Below are 24,743 nucleotides of genomic sequence, written 5' to 3' on the forward strand. Positions count from 1 at the left end.
AAAGATAGATACTGGAAGGTAGCTGTAAAATTTACCATTCTGGTATGGAATTAGGAGATTTCCGTATGCGTATTCTTGCCTGTCCGATTCGGGAGTTTCAACTGCAGGATGAACAAAGACAACAGAATCATCAGGGCCCCTGCCATTTGCAGCGGCGTCATGCGTTCCGCAAACAGCAAATACCCCAACAGGATAGTGAACACAGGTTCAAACATAGAAATAATGGAGGCATTAGCAGGGCCGATCAGTTGAATGCTGGCACTGAAAAGCCAGATGCCGAGCACAGTCGAAAACAGGGAAATAGCCAAAATCGCCAGATATCCATACGGGGCCATAACCGGATGAATCGAACGGTTCAACAGGCCAATCGCCGCAAATGCCAAAAAAGCGCCTGTTACCAGAAAGGCGGTCATTGTCAAAACAGGCAGTCCCAGTCCGACCTGACGGTTCACCAAAATAAAGAACGAGTAAAGCAACCCGGCTGCTCCTCCCAGCAGAACCCCCAACAGGTTGATCTGTCCGCCAGACAATCCGACAATCATCAGCAGCCCGAAAAAGGAACAGAACAAAGCAACCCCTTTGCGTGCCTGCCATTTCTCTTGTCTGGTCAACAAGCTCAATACTGTCACAAAGGCCGGATACAGATAGAGAAGAATCGCCGTCATCGAGGCGGAAATATATTTCAGGGAGGCAAAATAGCAGAACGATACAACGGCATAGCCCAGCATCCCTAACAAAACACATTGAACAACCGCCCATTTTCCAATTCGGACAGGCAGCTTGCGAACCCACACAATCACCCATAAAGCGATCGCCGCAAATAAAAAACGACCGGTCAGTACCGTTATCACGTCACCACCGGCCCGGTAAGCATAATTCGCAAAGATCGGCATCGCCCCAAAACCGCAAGCGGACAGTACAGCAAACCAGATTCCTTTCGCCTGATTCATGGAACTTGCAAAGCCTCACGGAATTCCGGGCGGGCATTGTTCCAAAGTTCTCCATCCCGGAATTCTTTCAGAAAATTGGCCAGTTTCGTCTTCTCGCCGGTTTCCAGCAGATCAACTTTGATGGCCCCTTTCATCGCGTCTCCCATTTTGTTGACCTGGTCGGGCAAACTCTTGTACCCGAGTTTCGCCTCCGCGTCAATCCGAAACGGAATCGCAGCACAAACTCCATGGTACCCCATGCCGTTCGTTCCTTTTGTCAGTGTGACCCAGACAACGCTGACCCGCCGCCCGCCTGGTATCTGGTCAGGGCTTGTGGCGCCAAACTGAATTCCCCGCTCGACGCGGCTCTTGCCATGAATCGCCCCGTTATCGACAAATATCTGATCGCCATCGATAATTACGGCCGACAGGGACGCAAATTCGTCCGGTGTGTCATGACTCGATTTCGCAGTCAGGTTTAATTCCATAAAAATCTCACTCCTTGGTTATACATCAAATACTATCCGACACGTGCTGCGAATTGCGAGCTTGCAGAGCTGTCACAGTCTGGACAGAGGCGTTTAATCGGGGTGTCCGTCTGCCGATTGTACCCAGCCAAATTCCGGCAAACACGAGACCAAATCCGACCGCATGCAGCCAGATAAACCTTTCCCCCAGCAATAGGATAGCAAACACCAGGCTCGCAACCGGCATTCCGTTTAAATACATCGCCGTTGGACCGGCGCCAATTTTTTGGATGCCATTATTAAACCAGATTCCACAAACAGCGGTTGCAAAAACAGAGGAAAACAAAAGCGCTCCCCAAACGAACCAGTCGGTTGGCCAGAGGATGCCGCCAACCGCTTTCGATTCGAATACAGATCCAATTGCAAGAAAGATCGTGCCGACCAGATTCATGTACGAAGTAACAACCAAAACCGGAACGGTCTCCGCCGCTTTTTTAATAAACAATCCGGCAATCACATAAAAAAGCATCGCTGCTATCACGATCCATTCGCCTTTCCCCAAATGGAACAGGTTGGTCGCTCCCTGCATCAGCGAATCCCCCATCACCACCACAAAAACCCCGGCAAACCCCATCACAATTCCGACAATTCGTTGCCATCCGATTGGTTCACGGAACAGGAAGTAAGCAAGCACACCAGTAACCAGTGGATTGAGTCCCAGGATTAAGGAACCGGTCGACGCATTAGCCGACTTTAATCCCATTGCCAAGGTCATTTGATGTAACGCCACTCCGGATAAACCAGCCCCTGCAATATAGAGCCATGATTTTAAGGAAATGCGGGAAAATCCGTTCTTAAAAAACAAAGTCGCCAGCAAAACCAGCGTTCCAATCCCGATCCGAATGGCTCCAAGCGTTACAGGCGGCAAATAGCCAACCAGAAATTTGACTATGACGACATTAAGTCCCCAAACCACAACAACCGCCCACAGCAAAGCCTTTACAGATCGCTCTTCGTTCATTGGGCACCCTCTCGTCTTCGCAATTTTACCGGTAAAAAATGCCATCACATATAAAATTGGCCGGACCTGTCATATAAATACGGCCGTCTTCGCGCCACTCAATCTGCAGATCGCCGCCAAGCAGATGAACCAGCACATTGCAATCTGTTTTTTCCGTCAGCACGCCCGCCACGACCGCCGCGCAAGCACCCGTACCACATGCCTGGGTAATGCCGGAACCCCGCTCCCAGACGCGGAAAATAATTTCGTTTCGGCTGACCACCTCGATAAATTCGACGTTCACCCGTTCCGGAAACCGTTCATCAAATTCAATTACCGGCCCAATCCTCTCCACATCGACCGCATCCGCATCATCGACAAAAATCACCGCGTGCGGATTGCCCATCGAAACGGCTGTGACCGCAAACGGCATTCCGTGAAACGTAAACGTTTCTTCAATCGTTTTTGAGTCAGGGTTCCCCAACATCGGGATTTCCTGTTTGGTTAAACGCGGCATTCCCATATCGACTGTCACCGATTCCGTTTTGCCATCAGTGCCCAAGTGGATTTGCGCTTCCACATTGCCGCCGAGCGTTTCGATTTGAATGTTTCTCTTATCAGTCAAACCGCGATCATACACATATTTGGCCACACAGCGCAAACCGTTTCCGCAGTTTTTCGCTTCTGATCCATCATTGTTAAAAACCCGCATACGAAAATCCGCCTTGTCAGAAGGACCGATCAGGATCATGCCGTCAGATCCGATGCCTGTGTTGACATTGCTGACCTGTACCGCCAGCGATGCCAGTTCCGCCTCTTGCAGCGTTTCTTCAAACAGATTCACGTATATGTACGTATTGCCCAAGCCATGCATTTTCGTAAATTTAAACTGTGCCATTCGATCACCCGCCCGAAAAACTATCCCCATTATACGCCTTGCGCGAAAAGATTTACAGTTCCACTTTGCCTACCGTGACAATCGACTCCTGTTCCTCATCAAGCATCGACCGGGCTAAGTCAATGACCTGCTCTCTGGTGGCCGCTTCAATCGATTCCACATCTTCCGTGAGTTCCCTCACACGCCCGAATACCGCTTCATTCTGCATCATCCGTTCCGCCCGCCACATCACCTGGTCCGATTGAAAAAGCAAATTTGCCTTCAATGTCGCTTTAGCCAATGCAAGCTCATCATCTGTCACATTGGTTCGGATCGACTCTATCTCCTGCCGGATTGCCGCCAGCAATTGCGCCGCCTGATCCGAATGAGTGGCCGACTGAATTCCGTAAATGCCTCTCTCTTTCCAACCGGAATAAAAGCCGCCCACTGAATAGGCCAGCCCCAATTCGTTACGGACTTTGCGAAACAGCCGGGACCAACTGTCTCCCCCCAGAATCAGCGACAGAATATCCAGCACAGGAAGCGCTTTATCAGTCAGTGCAGGGGCCGAAAATCCAAGCAACAGGTGTTCCTGTTCATTCTCATCTGAAACATGCAACCGTTTCGGGTGGCCACCCTTTGACACTTCCGGTCCTGCCTGCTCGCCGTTTCGCTGTCCGCCCTTCGCCCGTCCGTCTGCCAGTCGCTGCCGCTCCGCCCGTCCTTCTGTTTGTTTTTTGTCTGTAAACCAGCGCTCTACCGAGTCCAAAACAGCCGATTGATCGATATTTCCGACGATCGAGACGATCAGGTTGTCTGGCGTGTAAAAATCGTCGGCAAATTTCCGCAACCGGCTGCGATCCAATTTTGGCAAAGAAGCTTCCGTCCCCAAAATTGGATGACCAAAATCGCCCAATACCAGATGGTACAAACAATCTTCGCCCCAAGCAGCCGGATCGTCCCGCGTCATTCTCAATTCTTCCAGGATGATGTCCCGTTCGCGGGCAACCGCCTCCGGGTCGAGCGCAAAACCGCTCAGCATCTCCCCCATAATGTCCAGCGCCTGCGGCAACGTATCGGCTGGCGCCGTCAGCTCATAAACGGTCGCGTCAAAACCGGTTGCCGCATTGGCGGAAGCTCCGACTCTTGCCAGATCGGTCATCAACCGATCATGATTTTTCTGCTTCGTTCCCTGAAACACCATATGCTCTAAAAAATGGGCGGTCCCCCATGCGTCGGAGCCCTCTTCCTGCGAAGAGCCTGCTCCAAACCGAAAGAGCGCCGCCGCTCCGTTAAAATGGGGGGTGTGCTGCGTCAAAACCACCATTCCGTTCTTGCAAACGGTTCTTTTAATTGAAAAATCACCTTTCATGCCTGCAGCACCTGATCGACCGCTTCCTGTTTGAAACCGACCGTTACCCGATCTCCATATCTGATCACAGGCCGTTTGACCAGCATACCGTCAGAGACCAACAGCGTGATTAATTCATCTTCCGACATCGAACCGATTTTATCTTTAAGGCCCAATTCCCTGTATTTTTGCCCGCTTGTATTGAACCATTTGCGTATGTCCAGACCGCTTTTTGCAATCAGATCGCGCAGTTCCTGTTTGTTTAGCGGTTCGTCCACAATGTGTCGCTCCTGCACCTGAAATCCTTTGCTTTCGATATATTTTTTCGCGTTGCGGCATGTTGAACATTTTGGATAATGGATAAACTGAACCTGTGGCATAAAAACCCCTCCGTTTCATAAATAAAATGTAGGCTGGCTCATGGTAAGTTCTTACAAAAAAGATATACTATAAATGTACCATCAATCAAAGGGGGCATGTAAAATGTCTGAAACAGTAAACGTATTGAACAAACAAATCGCAAACTGGAGCGTACTGTACATCAAGCTGCACAATTTCCACTGGTATGTGCAGGGGCCGCAATTTTTCACTTTACATGCGAAGTTTGAGGAACTGTACAACGAAGCCGCTGCACATATTGACGAATTGGCCGAACGTCTGCTGGCGTTGGGCGGCAAACCGATCGCCACCATGCGGGAAGCATTGGAAACAGCCAGCGTGAAGGAAGCAAACGGCAATGAAACGGCCGAACAGATGGTGAAAGCCACAGCAAATGATTTCTCGGTCATTATTCAGGAATTAAAAAACGGAATGGAAATCGCGCAAAATCAAAACGATGAAACAACGGCCGATATGCTGCTGGCGATTCACTCCCAGCTGGAAAAACACGTCTGGATGTTACGAGCGTTTCTTAAATAGATTGCCCACAATAATTGCCAACAAGAGGAGGCTCACGCATGAATGAATTGGAGCCGCAACACCCGCATGAAATGATTCAGGAAGCACTCCTGTTGTTGCAGCAGGACGCTCCCGACCTGAAAAATGCGATTCAGCTTCTTCAGTCAGCCCGGCAATTGATGCGGACACAGTCCGAAACGGATGAAAACAGCCGCGTCGAGAGTTGGGGCTGGTCAAATGATACCATCGATTGACACTGCGAATTTTGCTATACTTAAAATCCGGGAGGTGCGATCCATGTACGTAGTATTTAACGTTTTGCAGGTTCCACAAGAAGGCAAAGCCAAAATGATCGAACTGTTCGGCAAAAGCGCCGACAATATGAAACAGGTTCCTGGCTGTCTGGAATTCATGTTCCTCGATTCAAACGAAGAGGACAAACAGATCGTCTACACGAAATGGGAAAATAAAGAAGCGTTTGTCGCCTGGACGCAAAGTGAGGCATTCCGTCGTGCGCATGATGAACGGCGAACCAGCGGATCTACGGCTACCGGTTCCAAACTGGAAACCTATCAAGTGATTCACCATACATAAGGCTCGCAATTAAAACAGACGCTTCGGAGGCGAGCCGCCATACGATACCGCTCACCGGAAGCGTCTTTTGTTTTTCGTTACGATCACTTCATAACCGAGCCGATTTTTGCAAAATCTGGCCGATCTGTTCCCGCCGCTTCGCAAACTGCTCATCCGGCAACACCGGTACGCGTTCCACATCGCAGAGCGATTGGTCGAGCGAAATCCATGAAAAACACCCTAGATACTGATTTAGAACAGGAATCGTCACCGGTTCTGCCAAACGATAGGCACGAATGAGAAGCACATGCAGCGGTTTCGTCTTTTTCCAATGCAGCCGCTCCGCCGCATACTCGTTCGTATACACATAAAACGGCGCCAGTTCCGCCAGAATCTGCTCGTCCAAAAGCGGATATTCCTCTACCACCTCCGCAAACAGCCGGATGGTTACCTGATCCTGTTTCGCCGGATCAAAGCCTTGCAGCGTAGCCTGCAGATCAGATTGATACTCTGGACGTATCAGATCGGCTTTCTGATGCTCATATGTGGGATAGAGATAAAACGATTTTTCTTTTAACTGAAAATCTCTCGTTTCTTCGCGTATGCCGCCTTTTCGCAGCAAAATGGTTTGTTTTCCCGCTTCCAGCGCTTGAATCGCTACTGCCCATTCCTTCAGAGCGACCGATTGCCGATCTTCCATTTCTTTCGTGCCCCCTGTCTTCAAATACCGATCGGTCGCCAGCCGCGAATCACCAAATAAGGCAGACCGAGAAAACGATTTAATCCGATGCTCAAGTTTTCTTGATTGATCCGTTTCGGTATATAAACCGTAATTTCACCCTGTTCTTGCTTCTCATAAAGGTTCTGCTTGAAACGAGGTTCGCCCAGCCGCACGGACGGGGCAAATTGAACACTTCCTCAGCACGTTCCCGTATTTGTGGGGAGCTCAAGATGAATGGCCCAATTGCGCCGTTTAATATATTCCACCGCTTGTTCTTCCACATGCACCCGCATGGCAACCCCTCCCGAAAAAAAAAATGGAAAATTCACAAGAACCCTCTGCAATCTTATGGTAAAATCTTTGCAGAGAAAGTTCAAGACATTCAAATACCTGAAAAGGACGGAACTCAAATGAGACCAATCTTATTTTATATCGGAGACTTTCCTGTCCGTTCCTACGGTCTAATCGTGGCCATCTCCATTTTGCTGGGGATTGGTGTCGCCACTTACTTCGCGCGGCGGGAAGGAAAATACGAAGCGCATATATCCGGCATCGCTTTTTATACAATTCTCGGCGCCATCATTGGGGCCCGCGTATGGCAGGTGCTGTTTTTCGATTGGGGCTATTATTCCCAGCATCCGGCCGAGATCATTGCCCTCTGGCATGGGGGAATGTCGATTCAAGGCGGACTGGTCGGCGGATTTGCCGCTGGCCTCTTATATACCTGGAGATACAGGGTACCGTTTTGGGATTTAGCGGATGTAATGGCGCCGGGCATTATTTTTGGGCAGGGAATCGGCAGAGCCGCCTGTCTGATGAACGGAGACGCGTTCGGCTCTCCGACCGGGGGAAATTATGGGCTTGTCTATCCCCCCGGGACATTCGCCTATGATACGTACGGTTCTCAACCTTTATTTCCTGCTGAAGTGTGGGAAGGGCAGTGGGATATGGTGGTTTTTGCGCTGCTGCTGTTTTTGAAACAGCGAAAGCTTCCCACCGGCTATCTTTTTCTGTTTTACAATATTCTTTACTCGGCGGGTCGCTTCTTACTTGAATTCCTGCGCGGCGACTCCCCCCGCACGCTTGGCATGACAGCCGCCCAATGGACAAGCTTGGCGGTGATTGCGTTGGCGCTGATTCTAATGGTGTATTTAAAGGTGAAACCGGCTCGCCGGGAAGAACCTGCTTCCGATGTCAGCGAAACTTAAATACACAATTTTAATTTCATTCTCATTTATTTCTCATCATCCGTCCCTATACTAAAAGAGTAAGGCAATATGAAACATATGGAAGGAGGGCTACACGATGAACGTATCAGGAGCAACCGGTTATTCGGCAGCCGCTATTTACAGACAGCCGCAAGTTCATCAAGCTCAAAACGCTCAGCAGCAACAGCATGCCGTTCAAAATGTCGATCCCGATCACGACGGCGATATCGATACGGGAAAAGGTCCCGATATCGACACCGGAAAAGGGCAAAAGATTGACTATCGTGCCTAAGTTTTATAAGTAAATTGCATAACTAAAATGCCCGTGACGGAACAAAGTCAGGGCATTTCTCAATCTCCAGAAGCGGGAAAAACATCACTCTCTATCAAAAATTGGGATATCGCTAGTTCAAGACGGTTCCCATAGGAGCCAACTTGACCCTGGTTTATATGGAGAAAATACGATCTTCTGAGTACAGCCCGCACACCCTGTTATAAACTGCGATTCGCCACTTATTCAATTTGATTTGTTTCCGGATTCAGGCGATAGACTGAAATCTTATTCCTGTCTGGATCAACCACCCATACATCGTTTTGTCCAGTTGTCACTTGAATTTTGTTGCTGCGTGTCGAAATCCGTTCAAGGAATCGGATGATCCATACGATCAAAAAGAACACAAACGCGGGAATAATCACCAATCCGTTATCCTTTTGTGCCGCTCGAATTATGGCAAGAAGTTGTTCACTGCGCTCCGCAACAGGCGGGTGAAGGCGATTGCCGTAAGTTGACTCAACAAAGACATAATCCGCTTCTTCGATCTTCTCAGGATCACATACAATAGCCTGGCCGGCAGATCCAATGTCTCCCGAAAACACAAGTTTTGTAATACTTTGGGTAGAAGAAGGCAACCAGGCAATCCGAACCGCAATCAGTCAAATGAACTCGATTCAAAATACTGTAAGTGGATTGGCCAAGGTTATCACGGGGCTTGGAGAACGCTCTCAAGAGATTGGGCAAATTGTAGAGGCAATTACCAGTATTGCTTCCCAAACCAATCTTCTGGCACTTAACGCTGCCATTGAGGCTGCACGTGCGGGAGAGCACGGTCGTGGATTTGCAGTGGTGGCTGATGAAGTACGCAAACTTGCCGAACAATCATCTATCTCGGCACAACAAATCTCTGAATTAATTGCAACAATTCAAGAAGAAACGAATAAAGCCGTTGAATCGATGGAAAGAGGCACAAAGGAAGTATCGGAAGGTATCACAGCCGTTAACTTGGCTGGGGAATCGTTTGAACAGATTGGACACTCTATTACAGATGTTAGTTCCCAGATGCAAGAAGTATCCGCCGCATCAAAGCAAATGTCTACAAACTCACAACAAGTAATTAAATCAATAGATACGATTTCCGAAATCACAGAATCTACCGCAGCGGGTGCACAGAATGTTTCAGCGGCATCGGAAGAACAACTGGCCACAATGGAAGAAATCACTGCTTCAGCAAATGCACTGGCGCAAATGGCAGAGGAACTTCAGAAAATTGTAATGAAATTTAAGGTATAGGCGTATCAGACAGAATGCACACCTTCTCTCATGATGAGTTGTAATTTGTCTCGGTTATAGGTGTCACTGCGTTTTCATTTACTTTGTAACGAGTTGTAACTGAGTTGTTTAATTTAAACCCACCAGAGCGGACTGCTGCTTTCATCAAACTGTACCGTTTGATTTTAGAGCTGCGTCCGCTTTGATGATGTTTCTTAGCTATTCACTTTCCCCTTACGCCGTCTGCTCCTCAAAGATCGCCGCCCAGCCTTCGGTCGATTCGAAAATCCGGATCGCCTTCACCTTGCGGTCATCCATCAGGGTAAACCAGTGACGGGTGCCGTTCGGTACAGAAATCAGGTCGCCCGCTTCCAGTTCTACATCAAAGAACACGCCGTCTTTCGGACCTTTGATCGCGAAGATGCCGTGACCGTCTACGATGAAGCGGACTTCGTCCTCACTGTGATGATGCTCTTTCTTGAACATGTCAAGCAGTTGATCCAAATTGGGAGTTTTATCAGACAACACCACAATGTCGGCCGACTTATATCCTCTTTTGGCTGACAGCGCATCGACTTCCGGTTTAAACAACGCAAGAATTTCTGATTTCTGTTCGTCCGTCAGCGCGTACTCTTCCTTGAGATTGCCCTGCAGCCGGGAAATATCCCATTTTTCATAGATAATGCCTTGCTCTTCCAGATAGGCCTCGACTGCATCCGGATTTTCAATTCTTTCATTTGTTTCGTGAAAACGAATTTGTGCCATACGATTTTCCTCCCCAGAATATGAATTTATTTAATAGATAATTTACAGCGCAGTCGCAATTGGCGGAACCGCCAGCGGCAACGAACCGTTTCTTGTTACCGATACCCACAAAAACTGATAGTGAAACAAAAACTCAAGAGCTTCCACATGACGTTTCGCTTCAAACGGAGTTCGCCCCCATGCGTAAATGCCATGTTTGCGGATCAGCACACCAGGAACCCGTGGGTCCAATCGGTTACCAATTTCATCTGCCAATCTGGGAATGTCCGCAAAGTTCTCAATGATTGGAACTTCGATAACGGCCCCCTCTTCCCATATACCCAGGCCCTTGATAAGCTCCATCTGGGACAACGTAACGTTCCCTTCGTGGAAGTACAGCTCTGAAATCAGGTTGTTATATACCGTGTGTACATGCAGTACTGATCCTGCGTCTGTTAACTGATAGATTTTCGAGTGAATAAGGGTCTCGGCAGACGGGCGCAGCCGGGTTGGTTCGATCGGTTTGCACTCCTGATCAACCGCCAAAATATCGTCCAGTTGCAAACTTTCCTTATCTTTGCCGCTCGCGGTCACACCGAAAACCAACGGATCGTCGCTCAGTTTAATCGACAGATTGCCCGCCGTCGCCGGCAGCCACCCTTTTTGCGTAAAATTGTCCGCAATCTCTTTTAATTGCCTCGCAATTTGAATCCGGTCTTCCTGATAGAATTGATAGTCTGTCATGCGGACACCCCCAATTGCAACAATCGTTCAATGCATGCTTTAACGTCCCCAAAATCGGTAAACGGCGCAAGCGTGAGTCCTTCTTCTCTGCACCTGTCCAGCAAAAAGGAACGTGCAATCACAAAATCGGCCTGTCTCGCCGCTTTCAGATCGGTGATACTGTCCCCAATCACAAGGCGTGTAAATCGATCGGCCGGATACTTTCGCATAACCGAAGGTTTACACATCCCGCAACCCCCGTCACATTTGTCGTCACAATCATGCGGCCACAAAATGCGAATCGTCTCATCCGAAAAGTCTGCTTGATTGCAGTAGATTTGCGAGATTTGGTAAGGTGCCAAAATCGGCTCCACAAAAAAATCGATGCCGCCGCTTGTCACCAACAGTTCCACATTATTTCCACGGCAATATTCGACAAACTCGCCAAATCCTTCACGGATTCTTGCCGTCTGTTTTGCATATGCAACCAGTTCATCCCGCTGGCCGGAGGGAATCATGGAAAACAGTCTGCCAACCCCTTCCTGCACCGAAATTCGTTGCGATAAAATATCGTCCTTCGTTAATTCCCATCCATCCGGTGCAAACCGCTCCATTACGGAAATGATCATATCTCGTTCGGTAATCGTCCCGTCAAAGTCACAAAAAACGACCATTTGCTTGCTAAAAATCTGATTGCCATCTCCCAATTTACTTGCCTCCCCACAACTGGAGTGCCTTCGCCAGTTCATCACTTTCGGTTGCTGCTTCAGCAAGTGTTCGGCCTTTTAGGACCGCTTCAATCGCTGCCACAAACGCCCGCCCGCCGGCTGCCGATCCGTCCGGATGCCCGTGAATGCCGCCACCCGCGTTGACGATTTGATCATTTCCGAGATCCTCATACAGCTGCGGCACCAACGCAGGATGAATCCCTGCGGAAGGGACAGGGAACGACCGTTTGAGGGCAAACGCATCCATGCGCAATTCGTCTGCAATCGCCAACGTCTCTGTGCGTTCCATGGCAACCGAACCATAGGCGGAAGGATACAGCACAAAATCAGCCCCTGCCATTCGCATCAGTTTCCCCAGCAGAACGCTGGCTCGTATACCGTACTGTGGCGCTGGATACACAGCACCCGACAAGGCGGGATGCGCCATGATCGGAACTGTAACGGCCGGATCTCCCGCCAATCTGTGCAACACATCATATCCATATGCCAACACATTCAACAGAAGGGCACTGGCGCCTGCCTCAACAGCCCGTTTCGCTTTTTCCACGATTTCCGTAACCGGTCCGGTCAAATTGGCCGCATACAACACCTTTTTGCCCGTAACAGAGTAAGCCCTTTCCGCCTCTTTCGCACACGCTTCGATTCGTCGCTCAAACGGGGCATACGTATCATCAAAGAAAATTTCATCATCTTTCACAAGATCAACGCCGCCGATCGCCTGCTGATAAAACAGTTCCGCCAATGTTTTCGTCTCGTAGCCGATGCACGATTTGAAAATCGACATTAACAGCGGCCGGTCATATACACCTAACCGCTGCCGGATTCCTTCGATGCCGTATTTCGGTCCCGGAAACTGTTTTACAAACGATTCCGGAAACTGCAGATCGACCAGCTTGATCATCCCGTCCATCGACAGCTTGCCGAATACAGTAGTCAACAACGCGGGAATTTCAGCCGTAAAGTTGCATACCGGGTACCCGATTTGCAAAATCGCCTTTCGATTCCCCGCCTCGTCTTCCCCCAGCTCTTCGACAGATACCACCTGCCCGAGGTGTTTTTTCATCTGTTCTTGCCGTTCAGCAGGCAGATCCGTCCAGGAACCGACTGTAAGTCCCACCGCAATCCCCTGCGCTTTTTTATAAAAATCGCCCGCCTGCTGGTGCACCAGATAAGAAGCCATTACATAATCGTCAGACACCCAATCCCCCATAACAACCTCCCCTTTCTGGCAAACTGATAAAGCATTCGCCGCTCCGCACCCTAAAGAAAACTTGGCTTTCGCCAAGCCTTTGGTGTAGGCGAAAGCCTCGTTGTCTTGCGCATGGATGCGCTGATGCCGACGTTGCGACGACCATGGATGGTCTGGTGTCGACGATGCAACATGGACGTTGCGTTTTCGTCGACCGACACGGATGTCGCGCTTATAGTCGGCCTTCCTCTATACTATCGCACGCTTCAAAGTTATACTTTCCGACAGTGAAACAAAAACGCCTCTATCCTTTGAAAAGAGGCGTATCGCTAGTCGTTATCGCGCCTCTCATCTCTCAGAACCAAACGATTCTGCAGGAGTTAGCACCGTGGACACCCTGTCTAACGGAATTCCAGTTGCTGCCGATCCGTCGCCAAAATATGTCCGGTTGCCGGGCTTCATCGGGCCAGTCCCTCAGCCTGCTCGTGATAAGAGTTTTTTATTTTAATTTTAAATGTACAATAGAAAACGGCAGGAATCAATATACGATCTTCCCCAACCGCTCAACAGCTTCCCGCAGGCGTTCTTCCGAATCCAAAAGTCCTACGCGCACATATCCCTCGCCGCTTTTGCCAAATCCAATACCGGGGGCTACCACCACATACGCCCGTTCCAGTGCCAGATCGGCAAATTCGATCGAACTCATGCCATTCGGAATCGGAATCCAGGTAAAGAAAGAACCTTTCGGCTCTATCACGTCCCAACCGAGCTCGCGCAGTCCGCCGATAAATACATTACGCCGACGCTGATACACGTTCACCAATTCTCTTACACAGTCCTGCGAAGAACGCAATGCCGTGATCGATGCCCGCTGGATGGCCGGAAACAAAGACACAAAGTAATGGTCCTGGATCAGATTGAGCAACGAGATAATCTCTTTATTGCCAACTGCAAAGCCTACCCGCCAGCCGGCCATATTGTATGTTTTGGACATCGTGTAAAATTCGACCCCAACTTCTTTTGCACCCGGCGCCTGCAGGAACGACACCGGTTTCAAACCGTCAAAGCCGATCGCCCCGTACGCATAATCGTGTGCCACTACAATCTGGTGTTTCTCCGCCAACGCCACCGTTTCCTGAAAAAACGATTCCGGTGCGGTTGCAGACGTGGGGTTGCTCGGATAGTTTAAAAACATCAATTTTGCCCGCCGCAGCACATCGTCCGGCAGACTGGAATAATCGGGCAGAAAATCGTTTTCCCGCAAAAGCGGCATCATCACCATTTCACCGCCGCTCATCGCCACGCCTGACCAATAATCCGGGTAACCGGGATCGGGAACCAGACATACGTCGCCTTTGTTTAACAAACATTGACTAATCTCAACCAAGCCGACTTTTCCGCCAAACAAGATAGCCACTTCTGTCTCCGGTTCAAGCGAAACGTCGCATTCCATTCTATACCAGTCGGCAACTGCCTCTTTCAGTTCGAGCAGCCCGGAAAACGGCGAATAGCGGTGCGTTTTTGGATCGAGTACCGCTTCCCGCATGGATTCCACAATATGGGCAGGTGTCGGCAAATCAGGATTGCCCTGCCCCAGATTAATCACGTCATAACCCTCTGCTACATAGGAAGCCGCTTTTCGCGTCAATTTCGAAAAGAACTGTTCCGGCAGCCGTTTCAGCCGTTCCGCTGGCTGTACCAACATTTGCACCCCATCCTTCCACAAACCGTCCAAGATCCAAATCTTAAATCATAAAACTCAAAACCGCAACTTTCTCCTTCGAATCGCAATCGACTGAACAATTCCAATCAACATGAAGTTAGTTAGCAGGGAAGTCCCCCCATAGGAAACAAACGGCAGCGTAATCCCGGTCGCAGGCATCAGCGCCAGGTTCATACCGATATTCTCGAAAATCTGGAATCCAAACATCCCCATCGCGCCGACAATAATATAGGTGCCAAACGAATCGGTCGCCGTACTGGCAATCTTCATCATCCGCTGCAGGAGAATAAAGAATAGAATAATTAAAGTCGAGGTCCCGATGAATCCAAAATCCTCCCCGATCGCCGAAAAAATCATATCGGTTTGCTGTTCCGGCACGAATGCTCCCTGCGTTTGCGACCCCGCCAGCAAACCTCTGCCAGGCAGCCCGCCATTGCCGATCGCAATAATCGCCTGATAAACTTGATATCCCCAGTCACCCGCCGATTTCGGATCGATGACCACCACAAACCGTGCCTTTTGATACTCTTTCAGCGGCAGCAAATGAACAAATTTTAAATAATAGGGTTGAAAAATGGTAATCGCCGAAAAATAGGCGGCAACCAGCGCCCCGCCCAGACCTCCAAAAACCCATAACCATTTGCGTTTCAACACCAGAATCATCATCGCGCAATAAAGCCCGATCATGACCAGTCCTTGTCCCAAATCTGGTTCTACCATAATGAGCAAGAACGGCAGCAGCCAAATAGCGGTAATTCGGACAAAATTTCTCCACGTAAGCGATTCTTCCCTTTCGTTCATCTTTGACATATAGGAAGCCATTCCAATAATCGCGACCAACTTTGCAAGCTCAGATGGCTGAAGCTGAAAACCAGGCAATTGAATCCAGCTCTTCTGTCCGTTAATCGCTGGAAAAAACAGCACCGCTACCAACAGAACCATTGTAACCCCGTAACAGATCCAGGAAAACCGACTGTTATCAAAAATCCGATAATCGGTCAATACGAGAGCAAAGAAGATCGCAAAACCTAGCGCTTGCCAAATGATTTGCTTTTTATAGTAATCTTCCAACCCGGATCGGGGAATTGTCGCCGAATAAACTGCCAGGAAGCTGATGACTGATATCGCGATCAGGACCAATAGCATAATAAAGTCAAAATCTCTCGCATGTCGCTTCAACCAGTCAAAACTGACCACAATCTCACCTGCTTTCCCAATTCATCCCTATCGCTCTATGACACATATGACACTATTATATACGAATCGACATCCATTTTGTTGTGGGGGATTTTTGAAAAAATACCGTTTCCAAACGGCAGATTGTCCTTTACTTTACCAGCGCTTTTTTGAGAAAATTCGATTGGAACTGTGTCAGGGGGATACATATGTTTGTATTGGATTTCGAAAATGAGCGCATGATCTTCAAAAATCCGCAAGAAATATGGGTTGCCAATACGTTGGAAGAAGTCATTCCTTGTTTGAATCAAGTTCAGGAAGCCATTAACCAGGGTTTTTATGCAGTGGGCTATATTGCCTACGAGGCAGCGCCGGCATTTGATCCAAAACTTACTGTAAAAAATGGAAACCGGATTCCTTTGCTTTGGTTCGGCTTGTTCAAGGAACCGTCAGCAGACGAATTTTCGATTACTGACAAAGAATTCACGCTTTCCGAGTGGGTGCCTTCAATAGGTGAAAAGGAGTATATCCAACATATTGCCGCCATCAAAAATGCGATTTCCAACGGTGAAACCTACCAAGTTAACTACACGATCAGGCTTCGCTCCCGGTTTACAGGATCGGATGTTGCTTTTTACAGCCATTTGCGCAAATTTCAACAGGGAAACTATTCCGCCTATCTCAATCTTGGGCGTTACCGGATTCTCTCGGCTTCACCCGAACTTTTCTTTAAAGTGGAAAACGGAAACATCAAGGTAAAGCCGATGAAGGGAACCTCGAAACGCGGGAGATGGTTGGAAGAGGATCAAACCCAGGCGGAATGGCTTGCCAAATCCGAAAAAAACCGGGCAGAAAATGTCATGATTGCGGATTTGCTCAGGAGTGATTTGGGGAAGATTGCGGAAACAGGCACCGTTTCAGTAAGTGAACTGTTTGCGATAGAAAAATACCCGACGGTGTTTCAGATGGTTTCCCAAATCGAAGGAAAGCTGCGGCAGGATGTTTCAATTACAGACATTTTTAAATCTCTTTTTCCATGCGGCTCTATCACAGGAGCGCCAAAAGCCAAAACAATGGAATGGATCGCCGAACTGGAAGATTGTCCGCGGGATATTTATTGCGGAACGATTGGACTGATAAAACCGAGTGGAGAGATGATTTTCAACGTCGCCATCCGGACAGTGCTGCTGGATATGCAAACGGGACTTGCGGAATTCGGTGCAGGCGGCGGCGTAACATGGGATTCGACCGCTGACGGCGAATATGAAGAAGCCATTCTGAAAACCGCTCTGCTAAAAGAACCACAGACGGAGTTTGAGCTGCTCGAGACAATGAAATTAAACAACGACCGCTATTTTTTGTTACATCACCATCTCAACCGCCTGCAAAAATCGGCTGCATACTTTGGAATTCCTATTGATGAAAAAGAAGTGTTGGATGCATTGCGGCAGCATGCCGATTTGCATCAGGGTGAGACTCGCCGTGTTCGCCTGTTGGTTTCCAACAACGGCGGAACACATATAGAAAGCGTTCCGTTAAGCGAATCTCCTGCCTATTCTTTGCCAATTCGAATCGCCAAAGATCCTGTTTCCAGATTCAACCGCTTTTTGTGTCACAAGACGACTTTCCGGACGCTTTATGACAGACACCGGACAGAAAACCCGGGCGTTTTTGACATTCTTTTGTGGAACGAGGAAGGGGAAATCACAGAATTTACCTTTGGCAACGTCGTTTTGGAAATTGGCGGTAAAAAGTTAACTCCTCGTCTTGAAAGCGGGCTTCTGGCTGGAACATTTCGCCAATATTTGATCGAGAATGGGAAAATTGCCGAACAAGTCTTAAAGCTTGAAGACTTAAAACTTGCGGAACGAATCTGGTTTATCAATAGTGTCAGAGAATGGGTGCCCGTTTATATAGTGAAATAAAACCGTTGAATCGCTTTACTCTGAAAGGGGATCTCTGCTTTGTGTCGAATTAGTTTGGGACAGAAGTTTTTTGCTTGGAGGGATATGGATGAATTTACCACGTCATCGCCCAGACTTCGTGATCCTGATCGTCACCCTCCTGCTTGTCAGCATCGGCCTGCTAAGCATCTACAGCGCGAGTATCATTTGGGCCTATCAGGAGTTAGACAAACCACCCAACTATTTTTTTGTAAGGCAATGTATATGGGCTTTCGTCGGATTGATTATTATGCTGGTCATTATGAATCTGCCTTTTTGGCGCTTGCGAAAACCGCTCAAACTGCTGATTCCGCTCTCGTTTGTAATGCTCCTGATGGTGTTTCTGTTTCCTGGCGTTAACGGTGCGCACCGCTGGATCTATATCGGTTCCAACACCATACAGCCGTCTGAGATTGCCGTCTTGACGCTGGTCATTTATCTGTCTCATCTGTTGACCAAGAAACAGGATGTTGTAAACAACTTCAAAAAAACAGTGGTTCCTGTCATGGCGATTGCCGGCTTCTTTTCCGGTCTGATCCTGCTTGAACCTGACATGGATACGGCCGCCCTGCCGGTTGTGGTCGCGTTTGTTCTGCTGTTTGGCGCCGGGGTGCCGGTTCGTCACCTTATGGGCGTTGCGCTGCCCGTTGCCAGTCTCGCCATTCTGTTTATTTTTTCTTCCGATTATCGGAGGGCGCGGATTTTCTCCTTTCTTGATCCATTTTCCCAGCAGAACGCGTTAGGAGATGGGTTTCAGCAAGTTCATTCCCTGTATGCCATCGCTTCCGGGGGATGGGTCGGCAAGGGACTCGGGCGCAGTGTGGAAAAGTTCCTGTATTTGCCGGAACCTCACACAGATTTTATTTTTGCGATTTTTACGGAAGAATGGGGTACGATAGGCGGCATTCTGCTGATTATTTTGTTTGCTGTGCTGATTTGGCGTGCATTTCGGATCTGCACCCTATTGCCGGATCGATTTGGCGCCTTGCTTGCCATGGGAATTACTGCCACAATAGGAATACCGGTAGTCGTCAACATTGCCATGGTGACCGGCGCCTTTCCGGTTGCGGGCATTCCGCTGCCGTTCATCACTTACGGCGGCACCGCCCTCTTGGTGAAACTGGCCTCGATGGGCATACTGCTAAACTTGTCACGATATACCATAGAAGAATCTGAAAAAAGGAGATGAAAAACATGCAGAATGTAACTCCGATTTTACACCCGCTCGACCACGGAATCACCATCATCGACCTGATGGAGAGAGATTTACAGGGCCGCACCGGCGGTTATGTAATCGAAGCGGAAAAAATCGCTTTGGTCGAAACCGGTTCTTCTCTCTCCGCTCCGTACATACTGGCAGGCTTGGAAAAACTGAACATCAAACCGGAACAGGTCGAGTACATTATCGTCACTCATATCCATCTTGACCATTCTGGCGGCGCCGGATATATCCTGCCAAACTTCCCGAATGCAACCGTGGTTGTGCATCCGCGCGGAGCCCGTCATCTGATCGATCCCAGCCGTCTTATCGTCGGTGCCCGAGCCGTGTACGGCGATATGCTGGATACACTGTTTGGACCAATTGAGCCGATTCCGGAAGAACGGGTCATGATTCGCAGCGAAGGCGATACGCTGGATCTGGGCGGCGGACGGATTCTCTCCTTTTACGATACGCCAGGTCACGCCAACCACCATTTTTCAATCTATGATCCGGTCTCAGAAGGGATCTTCACAGGCGATACGGTCGGCATCCGGTATGTCAAACAGTTTACCGGCTACGATTTTGAGACGATTTTTCCTTCCACGACGCCTTCCGAATTTGATCGGGCAGCCGTTTTCGCATCGGTCGAAAAGCTGCAAAAACTGGGAGCAAGACGAATTTATCACGGCCATTTCGGCGTAACCGAACCGGCTGAATTCGCTTTTGAACGCACACAAAAAACGGTCGCCGCTTTTGACGATATCGCTCGTTCCTGCTTCAATTCAGGCGGCGGAGTGGAGATTCTGGCGGAGAAGTTATTAGAGTACATTGGACAGGATCTGGCGGAACAAGGATACCCGACAGACAACCTGAAACCGTTTGAGATGGAGTCGCGTTTCAATGCGCAAGGACTCATCTACTCGCTGGAACGGGAACTGAAAAAGAAGTCCAATAGCTAAACTTCTGATGCAGCGGATCGATTACCCGGTTCGCTGTTTTAAATTTACTGAATGGATGACCGGATAGCGGGCGCCGTCCGGGTGGAGCAGCGATTCAAACAGACATACCTGGTCCACCGTCCACTCGCATTGCATAAGCAACTGCTCCACATCTACAGTTTCCGGCCGGAATGATGAAAGATCGCCTGTTCGAGCCAAACTGATATGCGGCGTAAAAACGGGCTTGGCAAACCGGTCTGCCGCTAACGGGCGAAAAGCCTCCCGCAATCTGTCATACAGCCGCACTAAACGATCTGTTTCTCCACCAACCCCGCACCATACTACACGGGCACGCGGAAAAGCGCCGACCCCGCTCAGGGATAAGTGAAACGATTCATGATCGGACGCTGTTTGATCGAGCAGGCGTATCGTATTTTGCAGGTCGGAGTCAGTCAATTCCCCGAGAAAGTTCGTGGTAATATGGAACTGATCGACTCCATACCATCTTTTGGCCTGTACGTGGGACTGCAAAACAGCTTCCAATTGCAATAATGCCTCTCCCATCGCATCCGGAATTTTGACACCTACAAAAAAACGTCTCATGCATAACCCACCTATTCAGCTTCTTTATATAGTTTGTTGCAATCATGGGCTAAACACCCGTTTCATTTTCCTTTTCCTTGAATAAATTATCTTACACATGAAAGATTTTAGCGGGATACAGTCATTTTCACCTCTTCCATCAGTTCGTCTGGATGTGAGAGGTATTTTTTTATAAGAAAATATTGTGATAAGATGGGAGGTGTGAATTTTTAAAAAGGAGTTTCTTACATATGCTGCATCGATTTTCCCGCACAGAGCTTGTCATCGGACCGGAAGGTTTGGAAAAAATGAGAAATGCAACCGTTTGCGTGCTTGGCATGGGAGGCGTCGGCTCTTTTGCGGTAGAAGCGTTAGCCCGGACGGGGATCGGAAAACTGATTCTGGTTGATAAAGATGTTGTCGACATCACCAATATCAATCGGCAACTTCCGGCGCTTACCGATACGATTGGCCGTTCCAAAACACATATAATGAAAGAGCGCATTGCACAGATTAACCCGGACTGCCAAGTGACAGTGCTGGATCTGTTCTTTAACGAAGACACCAAGGAGCAGATTTTTGCTCAAAAACTCGACTATGTGGTCGATGCGATCGATACGATCACCGCCAAAATCCTGCTGATCGTGGAATGCAAACGTCGCGGCATCCCGATCGTCTCTTCGATGGGGGCCGCCAATAAAATCGATCCTACCCGCTTTGAAGTAGTCGACATTTCAAAAACAAAAATAGATCCGATTGCCAAAGTACTCCGCCGCAAGCTGAAGGACTACGGCATTACAAAAGGAGTTCCCGTTGTCTGTTCCACCGAACAACCGCGCAAACCGCTTGAAGCGGTAAGACAGCAGATCGTTTCACCGGAAATCGAGCAGGGGCAGGCGCCCCGCAAGGCTAAGCAACCGCCCGCTTCCATCGCCTTCGTACCTCCTGTGGCGGGAATGATTCTCGCGTCTGTTGTCGTGCGTGATTTGATGGGATACGAAATATAAGAGACGTCCGAATCGAGCGGGCGTCTCTTTCCTTCCTGTTTCGATCGAGCGATAATCGAAACATTATTGGCGGTCTTCCGTCAATCCTTGATTTTTTATCATTTTTAAATAGCCGGCCGCATTTTGCCATTCGCTGTCGTTCACAAAGCGGAGCGGCAGCTTCCCATTCGTGATTTCTTCAATAATAAGGACGCAGTGCGGATGCCCCGCCACCCAGTACATAAAACGCTTGCGCATCCGGATATTTGGCCCATCGTTTCTGAATCAGATCGACAACGCGAACGGCAGCCCGCCCGAAATGTTCGTCAATAATCGGCTTAATGTCCCTCCCGCCGTTCTCCGACCAGATTGATCAGATAGCTGGAATCACGAATTCGCTTCACCAGCTTGGCACGGCTTTGAAAATTGTATCCGAAGTTTTCAAATACATCCTGCCGAATCGCATCCAGGTAGGAAGCCAGTCCAAAATATTCCCCGTGGCTGAACCTATTATCCGATTGCAATTTTTTCATAATCGGAAAATCGGTCGTCAAAGCTCCAATCTCACAAACCCCAACTGTTCCGTAATAAGCCGCGCCCGTCAGCGAACGGCTGAACACTTCTACATCAAGCGCCTCCAAGACGTTGTCTTCTTCTCTTAAAAGATTGCGCGCACTGCCTGGCGCCACAATGTTGGGAATCGCCAAAACGCCGCCTTCCATCACCAGTTTTACGCTGTCATTTCCAATATCGAGTCCAACGGACCTGACCACACGACCACATCCCCTCTGCCTGAAGAAAACTTGGCTTCACCAAGCCACTGGCGCAGGCGAGCCTTATTGTCTTGGATGGATAAAACATACAATTCCTTTCGACCAAGGTAAAACAGCTTTGAAAAAAGTTCTATATTTGTAATTTTTCGACTGAAAAACCGGAAATCCTTCCCTTTTCGACAGCAAAGTGTACGTATCGGCTTTTAAAACATTTTTGCAGGAATCGACATTTCAATTGTCGAATCTGAATTAATGTCCATTTTTTTGAAATTCATGAATCATCAGTTGGAAAGGGAGTCTTATGAAAAACCGGCTGAAACAACTGTTTAAACCGTTTACTTTAATGGTCATCCCTCACTCCGGGAAACAGGTGCGGTCGATTTCCATTTCAAAACAGTTGATCGCATTGGTCGCGTTTTCGATCTTTCTGGTGGGCGGCGGCAGCGGCTACTTTCTTTACAAATTCTCCGAATATCGCCGTTCGTCACAAGAATTGAACCAGTATAAAGCAGAAACCGAGCGAATTCGCAATGAATATGATTCGATGGCTGATACTGCCGAAGCGATGAAACAAAAACTGGATTCGCTGCAAAAGCTGGAAAACGATCTGCGAGCCAAAAACGGGCTTCCACAGCTACCGGACAATTCCCAAACCGACGGTGGCAAGGGTGGCGTACTGCAAAGCCGCAGTGGACTCAAGCGGCCGACTCTGATTTTAAATAAAGAAGCGTTGGATCAGTTAAATAAAGAAACAGATCAGCGAATTGAAAGCGCCAAGCAGATTCTGACGACGATTGAACAACAGGAAGCGGAACAGCAAGCAGAGGAAACTCAAAAACAGGACAAAGAAGCACATACCCCCACCATTTGGCCTACCGGTTCCCGTACCATTTCCTCCGATTTTGGATATCGCCTTGACCCGTTTGACAATACGTACTCACTGCATACCGGCTTGGACATTGCAGGAAGTTATGGATCGCCGGTGCAGGCCACTGCTGATGGGGTCATTACGGAAGCGGGATGGGACGGCGGTTATGGCATCTGCATCATGGTGGATCACGGCAACGGAATCGTCACCCGCTACGGTCATTTGTCAGCAGTCGACGTGAAAACCGGGCAAACGGTCAAGAAAGGCGATACAATCGGACGAATCGGCTCTACCGGACGAAGCACCGGTCCTCATCTGCACTATGAAATAACGGTAAGCGGAAACCTCGTGAATCCTGTCAAATATCTGCCATAATTCAAAAAACCAAAGATGCTGGGAGGAAACGGTCCGTGTTTAAAAAAGAAATCCCCGTTGCAAACGGAAAGGTAGATACGTTAATCGGTCCGAATACGACAATTGAAGGGAAAGTTCAGGCAACCGGAATTTTGCGGGTAGAGGGTCGCATCCGCGGCGAACTCGAATCAGATGGAGACGTAATCATTGGCGAGAAAGGAGAAGTGCACGCCCACATCCATGCCCGGCATGTAACAGTGGCCGGGAAAGTGACAGGCAATATTTCGGCAGTCGGCCGTATGCATCTGGTGACAACCGGTTCGTTGGAAGGAGATATCGAAGCGACGACAATCGTAATCGAAGAAGGCGCATTTTTCAAAGGCAATTGTCGAATGGGCGAAACCGCTGCCGGAAAGGGCGGCTCCATGCAGAAGGAACATTTGGAATCCGCTTCCACACCGGTTTCGTCCAACGTTACAAGCACCTATATACAAACATCCTGACGTTTACTTGGTATCCAGTACGGAAACGAACGACAGCCCGGTTCCTTTGCGATGAACCGCGAAGGGATCTAAACAGAACTTGCATCCGCGCTCTCGTAAACAGTGCATTCCCATCCACAAACAAATAAGGTAATCGGTCCTTGCGGGTACGTAAATATTTGCGAATTACGTCTTTTAGTTTTCGATTAAAAAATATGGGACGCGGTTTTTCCTCCCTATTGCCCCGAACCAGTACGTAGAGATCGTCCCAATTCACGTCCTCCTGTTTGATGCGCGCCGCCTCAATCGGTCGAATTCCTGTCTCATACAAAAACGTGAACAACACCCGCTGCTTCAAATCCGGACAGAACAGAATCACTTTTCTCACTTCCTCAGCCGTCAAGGGGCGAGGCATCGACTGTAGATAAGCGGAACTGTTGGTGATCCAGCTCTCTGCATCTTCTTCCGCCCACCCGTTTGCAGTCAAAAAACGAAGAAAGACCATTAGGTTACGTAACCGGCTGTAAATCGTCTCCATGCTTTTTCCGCTTTCCAACAGGTGTTTTCCAAATAATTCGCGATCCTCCTGCTGGAGTTGCGACAACAGACGGTTCCGGTTTTGCAAAAATTCGGCCAGTGATTGAATTTCCACCGTGATGCCCTGAATTGTTCCGCTCTCTTTGCCCCAATTTTGCAAGTACGATTGAAAAGAACTTATCACTTGATCGTTTGTCTGTATGAACGGCACCTCCCGGTGCAAAATG

29 protein-coding genes, 1 pseudogene and 1 riboswitch are annotated in these 24,743 nt (G+C 48.8%); of the genes and pseudogenes, 12 read left to right on the forward strand and 18 right to left on the reverse strand.

Features of this window, described 5'->3' with window-relative positions; all coding sequences use genetic code 11:
* Nucleotides 1-50: 50 nt before the first annotated feature.
* From skT53_RS07780 to skT53_RS07805, 6 genes are read right to left on the reverse strand one after another with little or no spacing between them, the layout of a single operon-like run.
* Complete coding sequence (locus skT53_RS07780) at nt 51-950, reverse strand: DMT family transporter (RefSeq protein ID WP_200760529.1); 900 nt, start codon at nt 948-950, stop codon at nt 51-53.
* A complete protein-coding gene (locus tag skT53_RS07785) occupies nt 947-1,417 on the reverse strand; it encodes a YwhD family protein (RefSeq protein WP_200760530.1) in 471 nt (156 codons plus the stop codon). The genes skT53_RS07780 and skT53_RS07785 overlap by 4 nt, the downstream gene beginning before the upstream one ends.
* 25 nt (nt 1,418-1,442) lie before the next feature.
* On the reverse strand, nt 1,443-2,417 hold the full coding sequence (locus skT53_RS07790) for a DMT family transporter (RefSeq protein ID WP_200760531.1): 975 nt from the start codon (nt 2,415-2,417) through the stop codon (nt 1,443-1,445).
* A gap of 25 nt (nt 2,418-2,442) precedes the next feature.
* Complete coding sequence (gene dapF, locus skT53_RS07795; protein WP_200760532.1) at nt 2,443-3,294, reverse strand: diaminopimelate epimerase; 852 nt, start codon at nt 3,292-3,294, stop codon at nt 2,443-2,445.
* Between the two features lie 52 nt (nt 3,295-3,346).
* Entirely contained in the window at nt 3,347-4,645 is a 1,299-nt protein-coding gene (locus skT53_RS07800) for a M16 family metallopeptidase (protein WP_200760533.1), read from the reverse strand.
* The gene (locus skT53_RS07805; RefSeq protein WP_200760534.1) at nt 4,642-5,004 is read right to left on the reverse strand and encodes an arsenate reductase family protein; all 363 of its coding nucleotides are present in this window, start codon (nt 5,002-5,004) and stop codon (nt 4,642-4,644) included. The genes skT53_RS07800 and skT53_RS07805 overlap by 4 nt, the downstream gene beginning before the upstream one ends.
* A gap of 103 nt (nt 5,005-5,107) precedes the next feature.
* Between skT53_RS07805 and skT53_RS07810 the strand changes: the two genes are divergently transcribed.
* Genes skT53_RS07810 through skT53_RS07820 form a run of 3 tightly spaced genes read left to right on the forward strand, consistent with a single transcriptional unit; the run spans nt 5,108 to nt 6,115 of the window.
* Complete coding sequence (locus tag skT53_RS07810) at nt 5,108-5,542, forward strand: Dps family protein (protein ID WP_200760535.1); 435 nt, start codon at nt 5,108-5,110, stop codon at nt 5,540-5,542.
* A gap of 38 nt (nt 5,543-5,580) precedes the next feature.
* Entirely contained in the window at nt 5,581-5,775 is a 195-nt protein-coding gene (locus tag skT53_RS07815) for a hypothetical protein (protein ID WP_200760536.1), read from the forward strand.
* A gap of 43 nt (nt 5,776-5,818) precedes the next feature.
* Nucleotides 5,819-6,115, forward strand: coding sequence for an antibiotic biosynthesis monooxygenase family protein (locus tag skT53_RS07820; RefSeq protein WP_200760537.1), 297 nt, complete (start codon nt 5,819-5,821; stop codon nt 6,113-6,115).
* Nucleotides 6,116-6,203: 88 nt separating this feature from the next.
* Here skT53_RS07820 and skT53_RS07825 read toward each other — a convergent pair whose 3' ends face one another.
* A complete protein-coding gene (locus skT53_RS07825) occupies nt 6,204-6,794 on the reverse strand; it encodes a DUF1802 family protein (protein ID WP_200760538.1) in 591 nt (196 codons plus the stop codon).
* A 431-nt stretch (nt 6,795-7,225) separates the two neighbouring features.
* On the opposite strand from skT53_RS07825, the gene lgt reads away from it, so the two are divergent.
* Both lgt and skT53_RS07835 read left to right on the forward strand, forming a co-directional pair.
* Nucleotides 7,226-8,023 carry a prolipoprotein diacylglyceryl transferase gene (lgt, locus tag skT53_RS07830; RefSeq protein WP_200760539.1) on the forward strand — a complete coding sequence of 266 codons (798 nt, stop codon included), beginning with the start codon at nt 7,226-7,228 and terminating at the stop codon, nt 8,021-8,023.
* A gap of 97 nt (nt 8,024-8,120) precedes the next feature.
* Nucleotides 8,121-8,315: a hypothetical protein gene (locus tag skT53_RS07835; protein WP_200760540.1), complete on the forward strand. Its 195-nt coding sequence runs from the start codon at nt 8,121-8,123 to the stop codon at nt 8,313-8,315.
* Nucleotides 8,316-8,536: 221 nt separating this feature from the next.
* Here the strand turns inward: skT53_RS07835 and skT53_RS07840 are convergent, their stop codons facing one another.
* Nucleotides 8,537-8,899, reverse strand: a complete 363-nt coding sequence (locus skT53_RS07840) for a hypothetical protein (RefSeq protein WP_200760541.1) — start codon at nt 8,897-8,899, stop codon at nt 8,537-8,539.
* A 25-nt stretch (nt 8,900-8,924) separates the two neighbouring features.
* Here skT53_RS07840 and skT53_RS07845 point away from each other — a divergent pair.
* A pseudogene (locus skT53_RS07845) lies at nt 8,925-9,590 on the forward strand (methyl-accepting chemotaxis protein); the annotation flags it as partial.
* A 213-nt stretch (nt 9,591-9,803) separates the two neighbouring features.
* Here the strand turns inward: skT53_RS07845 and skT53_RS07850 are convergent.
* The 6 genes from skT53_RS07850 to skT53_RS07875 all read right to left on the reverse strand — a co-directional run bounded on the left by skT53_RS07850 (nt 9,804) and on the right by skT53_RS07875 (nt 15,873).
* Entirely contained in the window at nt 9,804-10,334 is a 531-nt protein-coding gene (locus skT53_RS07850; RefSeq protein ID WP_200760543.1) for a 1,2-dihydroxy-3-keto-5-methylthiopentene dioxygenase, read from the reverse strand.
* 42 nt (nt 10,335-10,376) lie between these two features.
* Nucleotides 10,377-11,057, reverse strand: coding sequence for a methylthioribulose 1-phosphate dehydratase (locus skT53_RS07855; RefSeq protein ID WP_200760544.1), 681 nt, complete (start codon nt 11,055-11,057; stop codon nt 10,377-10,379).
* On the reverse strand, nt 11,054-11,710 hold the full coding sequence (locus tag skT53_RS07860) for a 2-hydroxy-3-keto-5-methylthiopentenyl-1-phosphate phosphatase (RefSeq protein WP_226375429.1): 657 nt from the start codon (nt 11,708-11,710) through the stop codon (nt 11,054-11,056). Before skT53_RS07860 ends, skT53_RS07855 begins: the two co-directional genes overlap by 4 nt.
* Before the next feature lie 34 nt (nt 11,711-11,744).
* Nucleotides 11,745-12,974 (reverse strand): 2,3-diketo-5-methylthiopentyl-1-phosphate enolase, encoded by a 1,230-nt coding sequence (locus skT53_RS07865; RefSeq protein ID WP_200760545.1) that lies wholly within the window; start codon nt 12,972-12,974, stop codon nt 11,745-11,747.
* A 324-nt stretch (nt 12,975-13,298) separates the two neighbouring features.
* A riboswitch (SAM riboswitch) is annotated at nt 13,299-13,448 on the reverse strand.
* A gap of 43 nt (nt 13,449-13,491) precedes the next feature.
* Nucleotides 13,492-14,658 (reverse strand): pyridoxal phosphate-dependent aminotransferase, encoded by a 1,167-nt coding sequence (locus skT53_RS07870; protein WP_200760546.1) that lies wholly within the window; start codon nt 14,656-14,658, stop codon nt 13,492-13,494.
* Between the two features lie 54 nt (nt 14,659-14,712).
* Nucleotides 14,713-15,873 (reverse strand): FtsW/RodA/SpoVE family cell cycle protein, encoded by a 1,161-nt coding sequence (locus tag skT53_RS07875; RefSeq protein ID WP_200760547.1) that lies wholly within the window; start codon nt 15,871-15,873, stop codon nt 14,713-14,715.
* A gap of 188 nt (nt 15,874-16,061) precedes the next feature.
* Between skT53_RS07875 and pabB the strand changes: the two genes are divergently transcribed.
* The 3 genes from pabB to skT53_RS07890 all read left to right on the forward strand — a co-directional run bounded on the left by pabB (nt 16,062) and on the right by skT53_RS07890 (nt 19,955).
* Nucleotides 16,062-17,777 (forward strand): aminodeoxychorismate synthase component I, encoded by a 1,716-nt coding sequence (pabB, locus tag skT53_RS07880; RefSeq protein WP_200760548.1) that lies wholly within the window; start codon nt 16,062-16,064, stop codon nt 17,775-17,777.
* 88 nt (nt 17,778-17,865) lie between these two features.
* The gene (gene ftsW, locus skT53_RS07885; protein WP_200760549.1) at nt 17,866-18,984 is read left to right on the forward strand and encodes a putative lipid II flippase FtsW; all 1,119 of its coding nucleotides are present in this window, start codon (nt 17,866-17,868) and stop codon (nt 18,982-18,984) included.
* Between the two features lie 5 nt (nt 18,985-18,989).
* Nucleotides 18,990-19,955 (forward strand): MBL fold metallo-hydrolase, encoded by a 966-nt coding sequence (locus tag skT53_RS07890; RefSeq protein WP_200760550.1) that lies wholly within the window; start codon nt 18,990-18,992, stop codon nt 19,953-19,955.
* A 21-nt stretch (nt 19,956-19,976) separates the two neighbouring features.
* Here the strand turns inward: skT53_RS07890 and thpR are convergent, their stop codons facing one another.
* Entirely contained in the window at nt 19,977-20,537 is a 561-nt protein-coding gene (gene thpR / locus skT53_RS07895; RefSeq protein WP_200760551.1) for an RNA 2',3'-cyclic phosphodiesterase, read from the reverse strand.
* Between the two features lie 230 nt (nt 20,538-20,767).
* On the opposite strand from thpR, the gene skT53_RS07900 reads away from it, so the two are divergent.
* On the forward strand, nt 20,768-21,523 hold the full coding sequence (locus tag skT53_RS07900) for a tRNA threonylcarbamoyladenosine dehydratase (protein WP_200760552.1): 756 nt from the start codon (nt 20,768-20,770) through the stop codon (nt 21,521-21,523).
* A 63-nt stretch (nt 21,524-21,586) separates the two neighbouring features.
* On the opposite strand, the gene skT53_RS18480 is transcribed toward skT53_RS07900, so the two are convergent.
* The gene (locus tag skT53_RS18480; RefSeq protein ID WP_226375373.1) at nt 21,587-21,760 is read right to left on the reverse strand and encodes a hypothetical protein; all 174 of its coding nucleotides are present in this window, start codon (nt 21,758-21,760) and stop codon (nt 21,587-21,589) included.
* Between the two features lie 80 nt (nt 21,761-21,840).
* Entirely contained in the window at nt 21,841-22,275 is a 435-nt protein-coding gene (locus skT53_RS18485) for an acetate and sugar kinases/Hsc70/actin family protein (protein ID WP_226375374.1), read from the reverse strand.
* A gap of 301 nt (nt 22,276-22,576) precedes the next feature.
* On the opposite strand from skT53_RS18485, the gene skT53_RS07910 reads away from it, so the two are divergent.
* Both skT53_RS07910 and skT53_RS07915 read left to right on the forward strand, forming a co-directional pair.
* A complete protein-coding gene (locus skT53_RS07910; protein WP_200760553.1) occupies nt 22,577-23,518 on the forward strand; it encodes a M23 family metallopeptidase in 942 nt (313 codons plus the stop codon).
* 35 nt (nt 23,519-23,553) lie between these two features.
* Nucleotides 23,554-24,000 (forward strand): bactofilin family protein, encoded by a 447-nt coding sequence (locus tag skT53_RS07915; RefSeq protein WP_200760554.1) that lies wholly within the window; start codon nt 23,554-23,556, stop codon nt 23,998-24,000.
* On the opposite strand, the gene skT53_RS07920 is transcribed toward skT53_RS07915, so the two are convergent.
* Nucleotides 23,972-24,739 carry a tyrosine-type recombinase/integrase gene (locus skT53_RS07920; RefSeq protein WP_200760555.1) on the reverse strand — a complete coding sequence of 256 codons (768 nt, stop codon included), beginning with the start codon at nt 24,737-24,739 and terminating at the stop codon, nt 23,972-23,974. The two genes, skT53_RS07915 and skT53_RS07920, sit on opposite strands and share 29 nt — an antisense overlap.
* Nucleotides 24,740-24,743: the final 4 nt, after the last annotated feature.

The sequence above is a fragment of the Effusibacillus dendaii genome, assembly GCF_015097055.1.
GTDB classification, from domain to species: domain Bacteria; phylum Bacillota; class Bacilli; order Tumebacillales; family Effusibacillaceae; genus Effusibacillus; species Effusibacillus dendaii.

What these genes read in the sequence shown, in the direction of transcription:
- skT53_RS07780 (WP_200760529.1), bottom strand. Translation starts at nt 950, where the DNA reads ATGAATCAGGCGAAAGGAATCTGGTTTGCTGTACTGTCCGCTTGCGGT.
- skT53_RS07785 (WP_200760530.1), bottom strand. Translation starts at nt 1,417, where the DNA reads ATGGAATTAAACCTGACTGCGAAATCGAGTCATGACACACCGGACGAA.
- skT53_RS07790 (WP_200760531.1), bottom strand. Translation starts at nt 2,417, where the DNA reads ATGAACGAAGAGCGATCTGTAAAGGCTTTGCTGTGGGCGGTTGTTGTG.
- dapF (WP_200760532.1), bottom strand. Translation starts at nt 3,294, where the DNA reads ATGGCACAGTTTAAATTTACGAAAATGCATGGCTTGGGCAATACGTAC.
- skT53_RS07800 (WP_200760533.1), bottom strand. Translation starts at nt 4,645, where the DNA reads ATGAAAGGTGATTTTTCAATTAAAAGAACCGTTTGCAAGAACGGAATG.
- skT53_RS07805 (WP_200760534.1), bottom strand. Translation starts at nt 5,004, where the DNA reads ATGCCACAGGTTCAGTTTATCCATTATCCAAAATGTTCAACATGCCGC.
- skT53_RS07810 (WP_200760535.1), top strand. Translation starts at nt 5,108, where the DNA reads ATGTCTGAAACAGTAAACGTATTGAACAAACAAATCGCAAACTGGAGC.
- skT53_RS07815 (WP_200760536.1), top strand. Translation starts at nt 5,581, where the DNA reads ATGAATGAATTGGAGCCGCAACACCCGCATGAAATGATTCAGGAAGCA.
- skT53_RS07820 (WP_200760537.1), top strand. Translation starts at nt 5,819, where the DNA reads ATGTACGTAGTATTTAACGTTTTGCAGGTTCCACAAGAAGGCAAAGCC.
- skT53_RS07825 (WP_200760538.1), bottom strand. Translation starts at nt 6,794, where the DNA reads ATGGAAGATCGGCAATCGGTCGCTCTGAAGGAATGGGCAGTAGCGATT.
- lgt (WP_200760539.1), top strand. Translation starts at nt 7,226, where the DNA reads ATGAGACCAATCTTATTTTATATCGGAGACTTTCCTGTCCGTTCCTAC.
- skT53_RS07835 (WP_200760540.1), top strand. Translation starts at nt 8,121, where the DNA reads ATGAACGTATCAGGAGCAACCGGTTATTCGGCAGCCGCTATTTACAGA.
- skT53_RS07850 (WP_200760543.1), bottom strand. Translation starts at nt 10,334, where the DNA reads ATGGCACAAATTCGTTTTCACGAAACAAATGAAAGAATTGAAAATCCG.
- skT53_RS07855 (WP_200760544.1), bottom strand. Translation starts at nt 11,057, where the DNA reads ATGACAGACTATCAATTCTATCAGGAAGACCGGATTCAAATTGCGAGG.
- skT53_RS07860 (WP_226375429.1), bottom strand. Translation starts at nt 11,710, where the DNA reads ATGGTCGTTTTTTGTGACTTTGACGGGACGATTACCGAACGAGATATG.
- skT53_RS07865 (WP_200760545.1), bottom strand. Translation starts at nt 12,974, where the DNA reads ATGGGGGATTGGGTGTCTGACGATTATGTAATGGCTTCTTATCTGGTG.
- skT53_RS07870 (WP_200760546.1), bottom strand. Translation starts at nt 14,658, where the DNA reads ATGTTGGTACAGCCAGCGGAACGGCTGAAACGGCTGCCGGAACAGTTC.
- pabB (WP_200760548.1), top strand. Translation starts at nt 16,062, where the DNA reads ATGTTTGTATTGGATTTCGAAAATGAGCGCATGATCTTCAAAAATCCG.
- ftsW (WP_200760549.1), top strand. Translation starts at nt 17,866, where the DNA reads ATGAATTTACCACGTCATCGCCCAGACTTCGTGATCCTGATCGTCACC.
- skT53_RS07890 (WP_200760550.1), top strand. Translation starts at nt 18,990, where the DNA reads ATGCAGAATGTAACTCCGATTTTACACCCGCTCGACCACGGAATCACC.
- thpR (WP_200760551.1), bottom strand. Translation starts at nt 20,537, where the DNA reads ATGAGACGTTTTTTTGTAGGTGTCAAAATTCCGGATGCGATGGGAGAG.
- skT53_RS07900 (WP_200760552.1), top strand. Translation starts at nt 20,768, where the DNA reads ATGCTGCATCGATTTTCCCGCACAGAGCTTGTCATCGGACCGGAAGGT.
- skT53_RS18480 (WP_226375373.1), bottom strand. Translation starts at nt 21,760, where the DNA reads ATGCGCAAGCGTTTTATGTACTGGGTGGCGGGGCATCCGCACTGCGTC.
- skT53_RS07910 (WP_200760553.1), top strand. Translation starts at nt 22,577, where the DNA reads ATGAAAAACCGGCTGAAACAACTGTTTAAACCGTTTACTTTAATGGTC.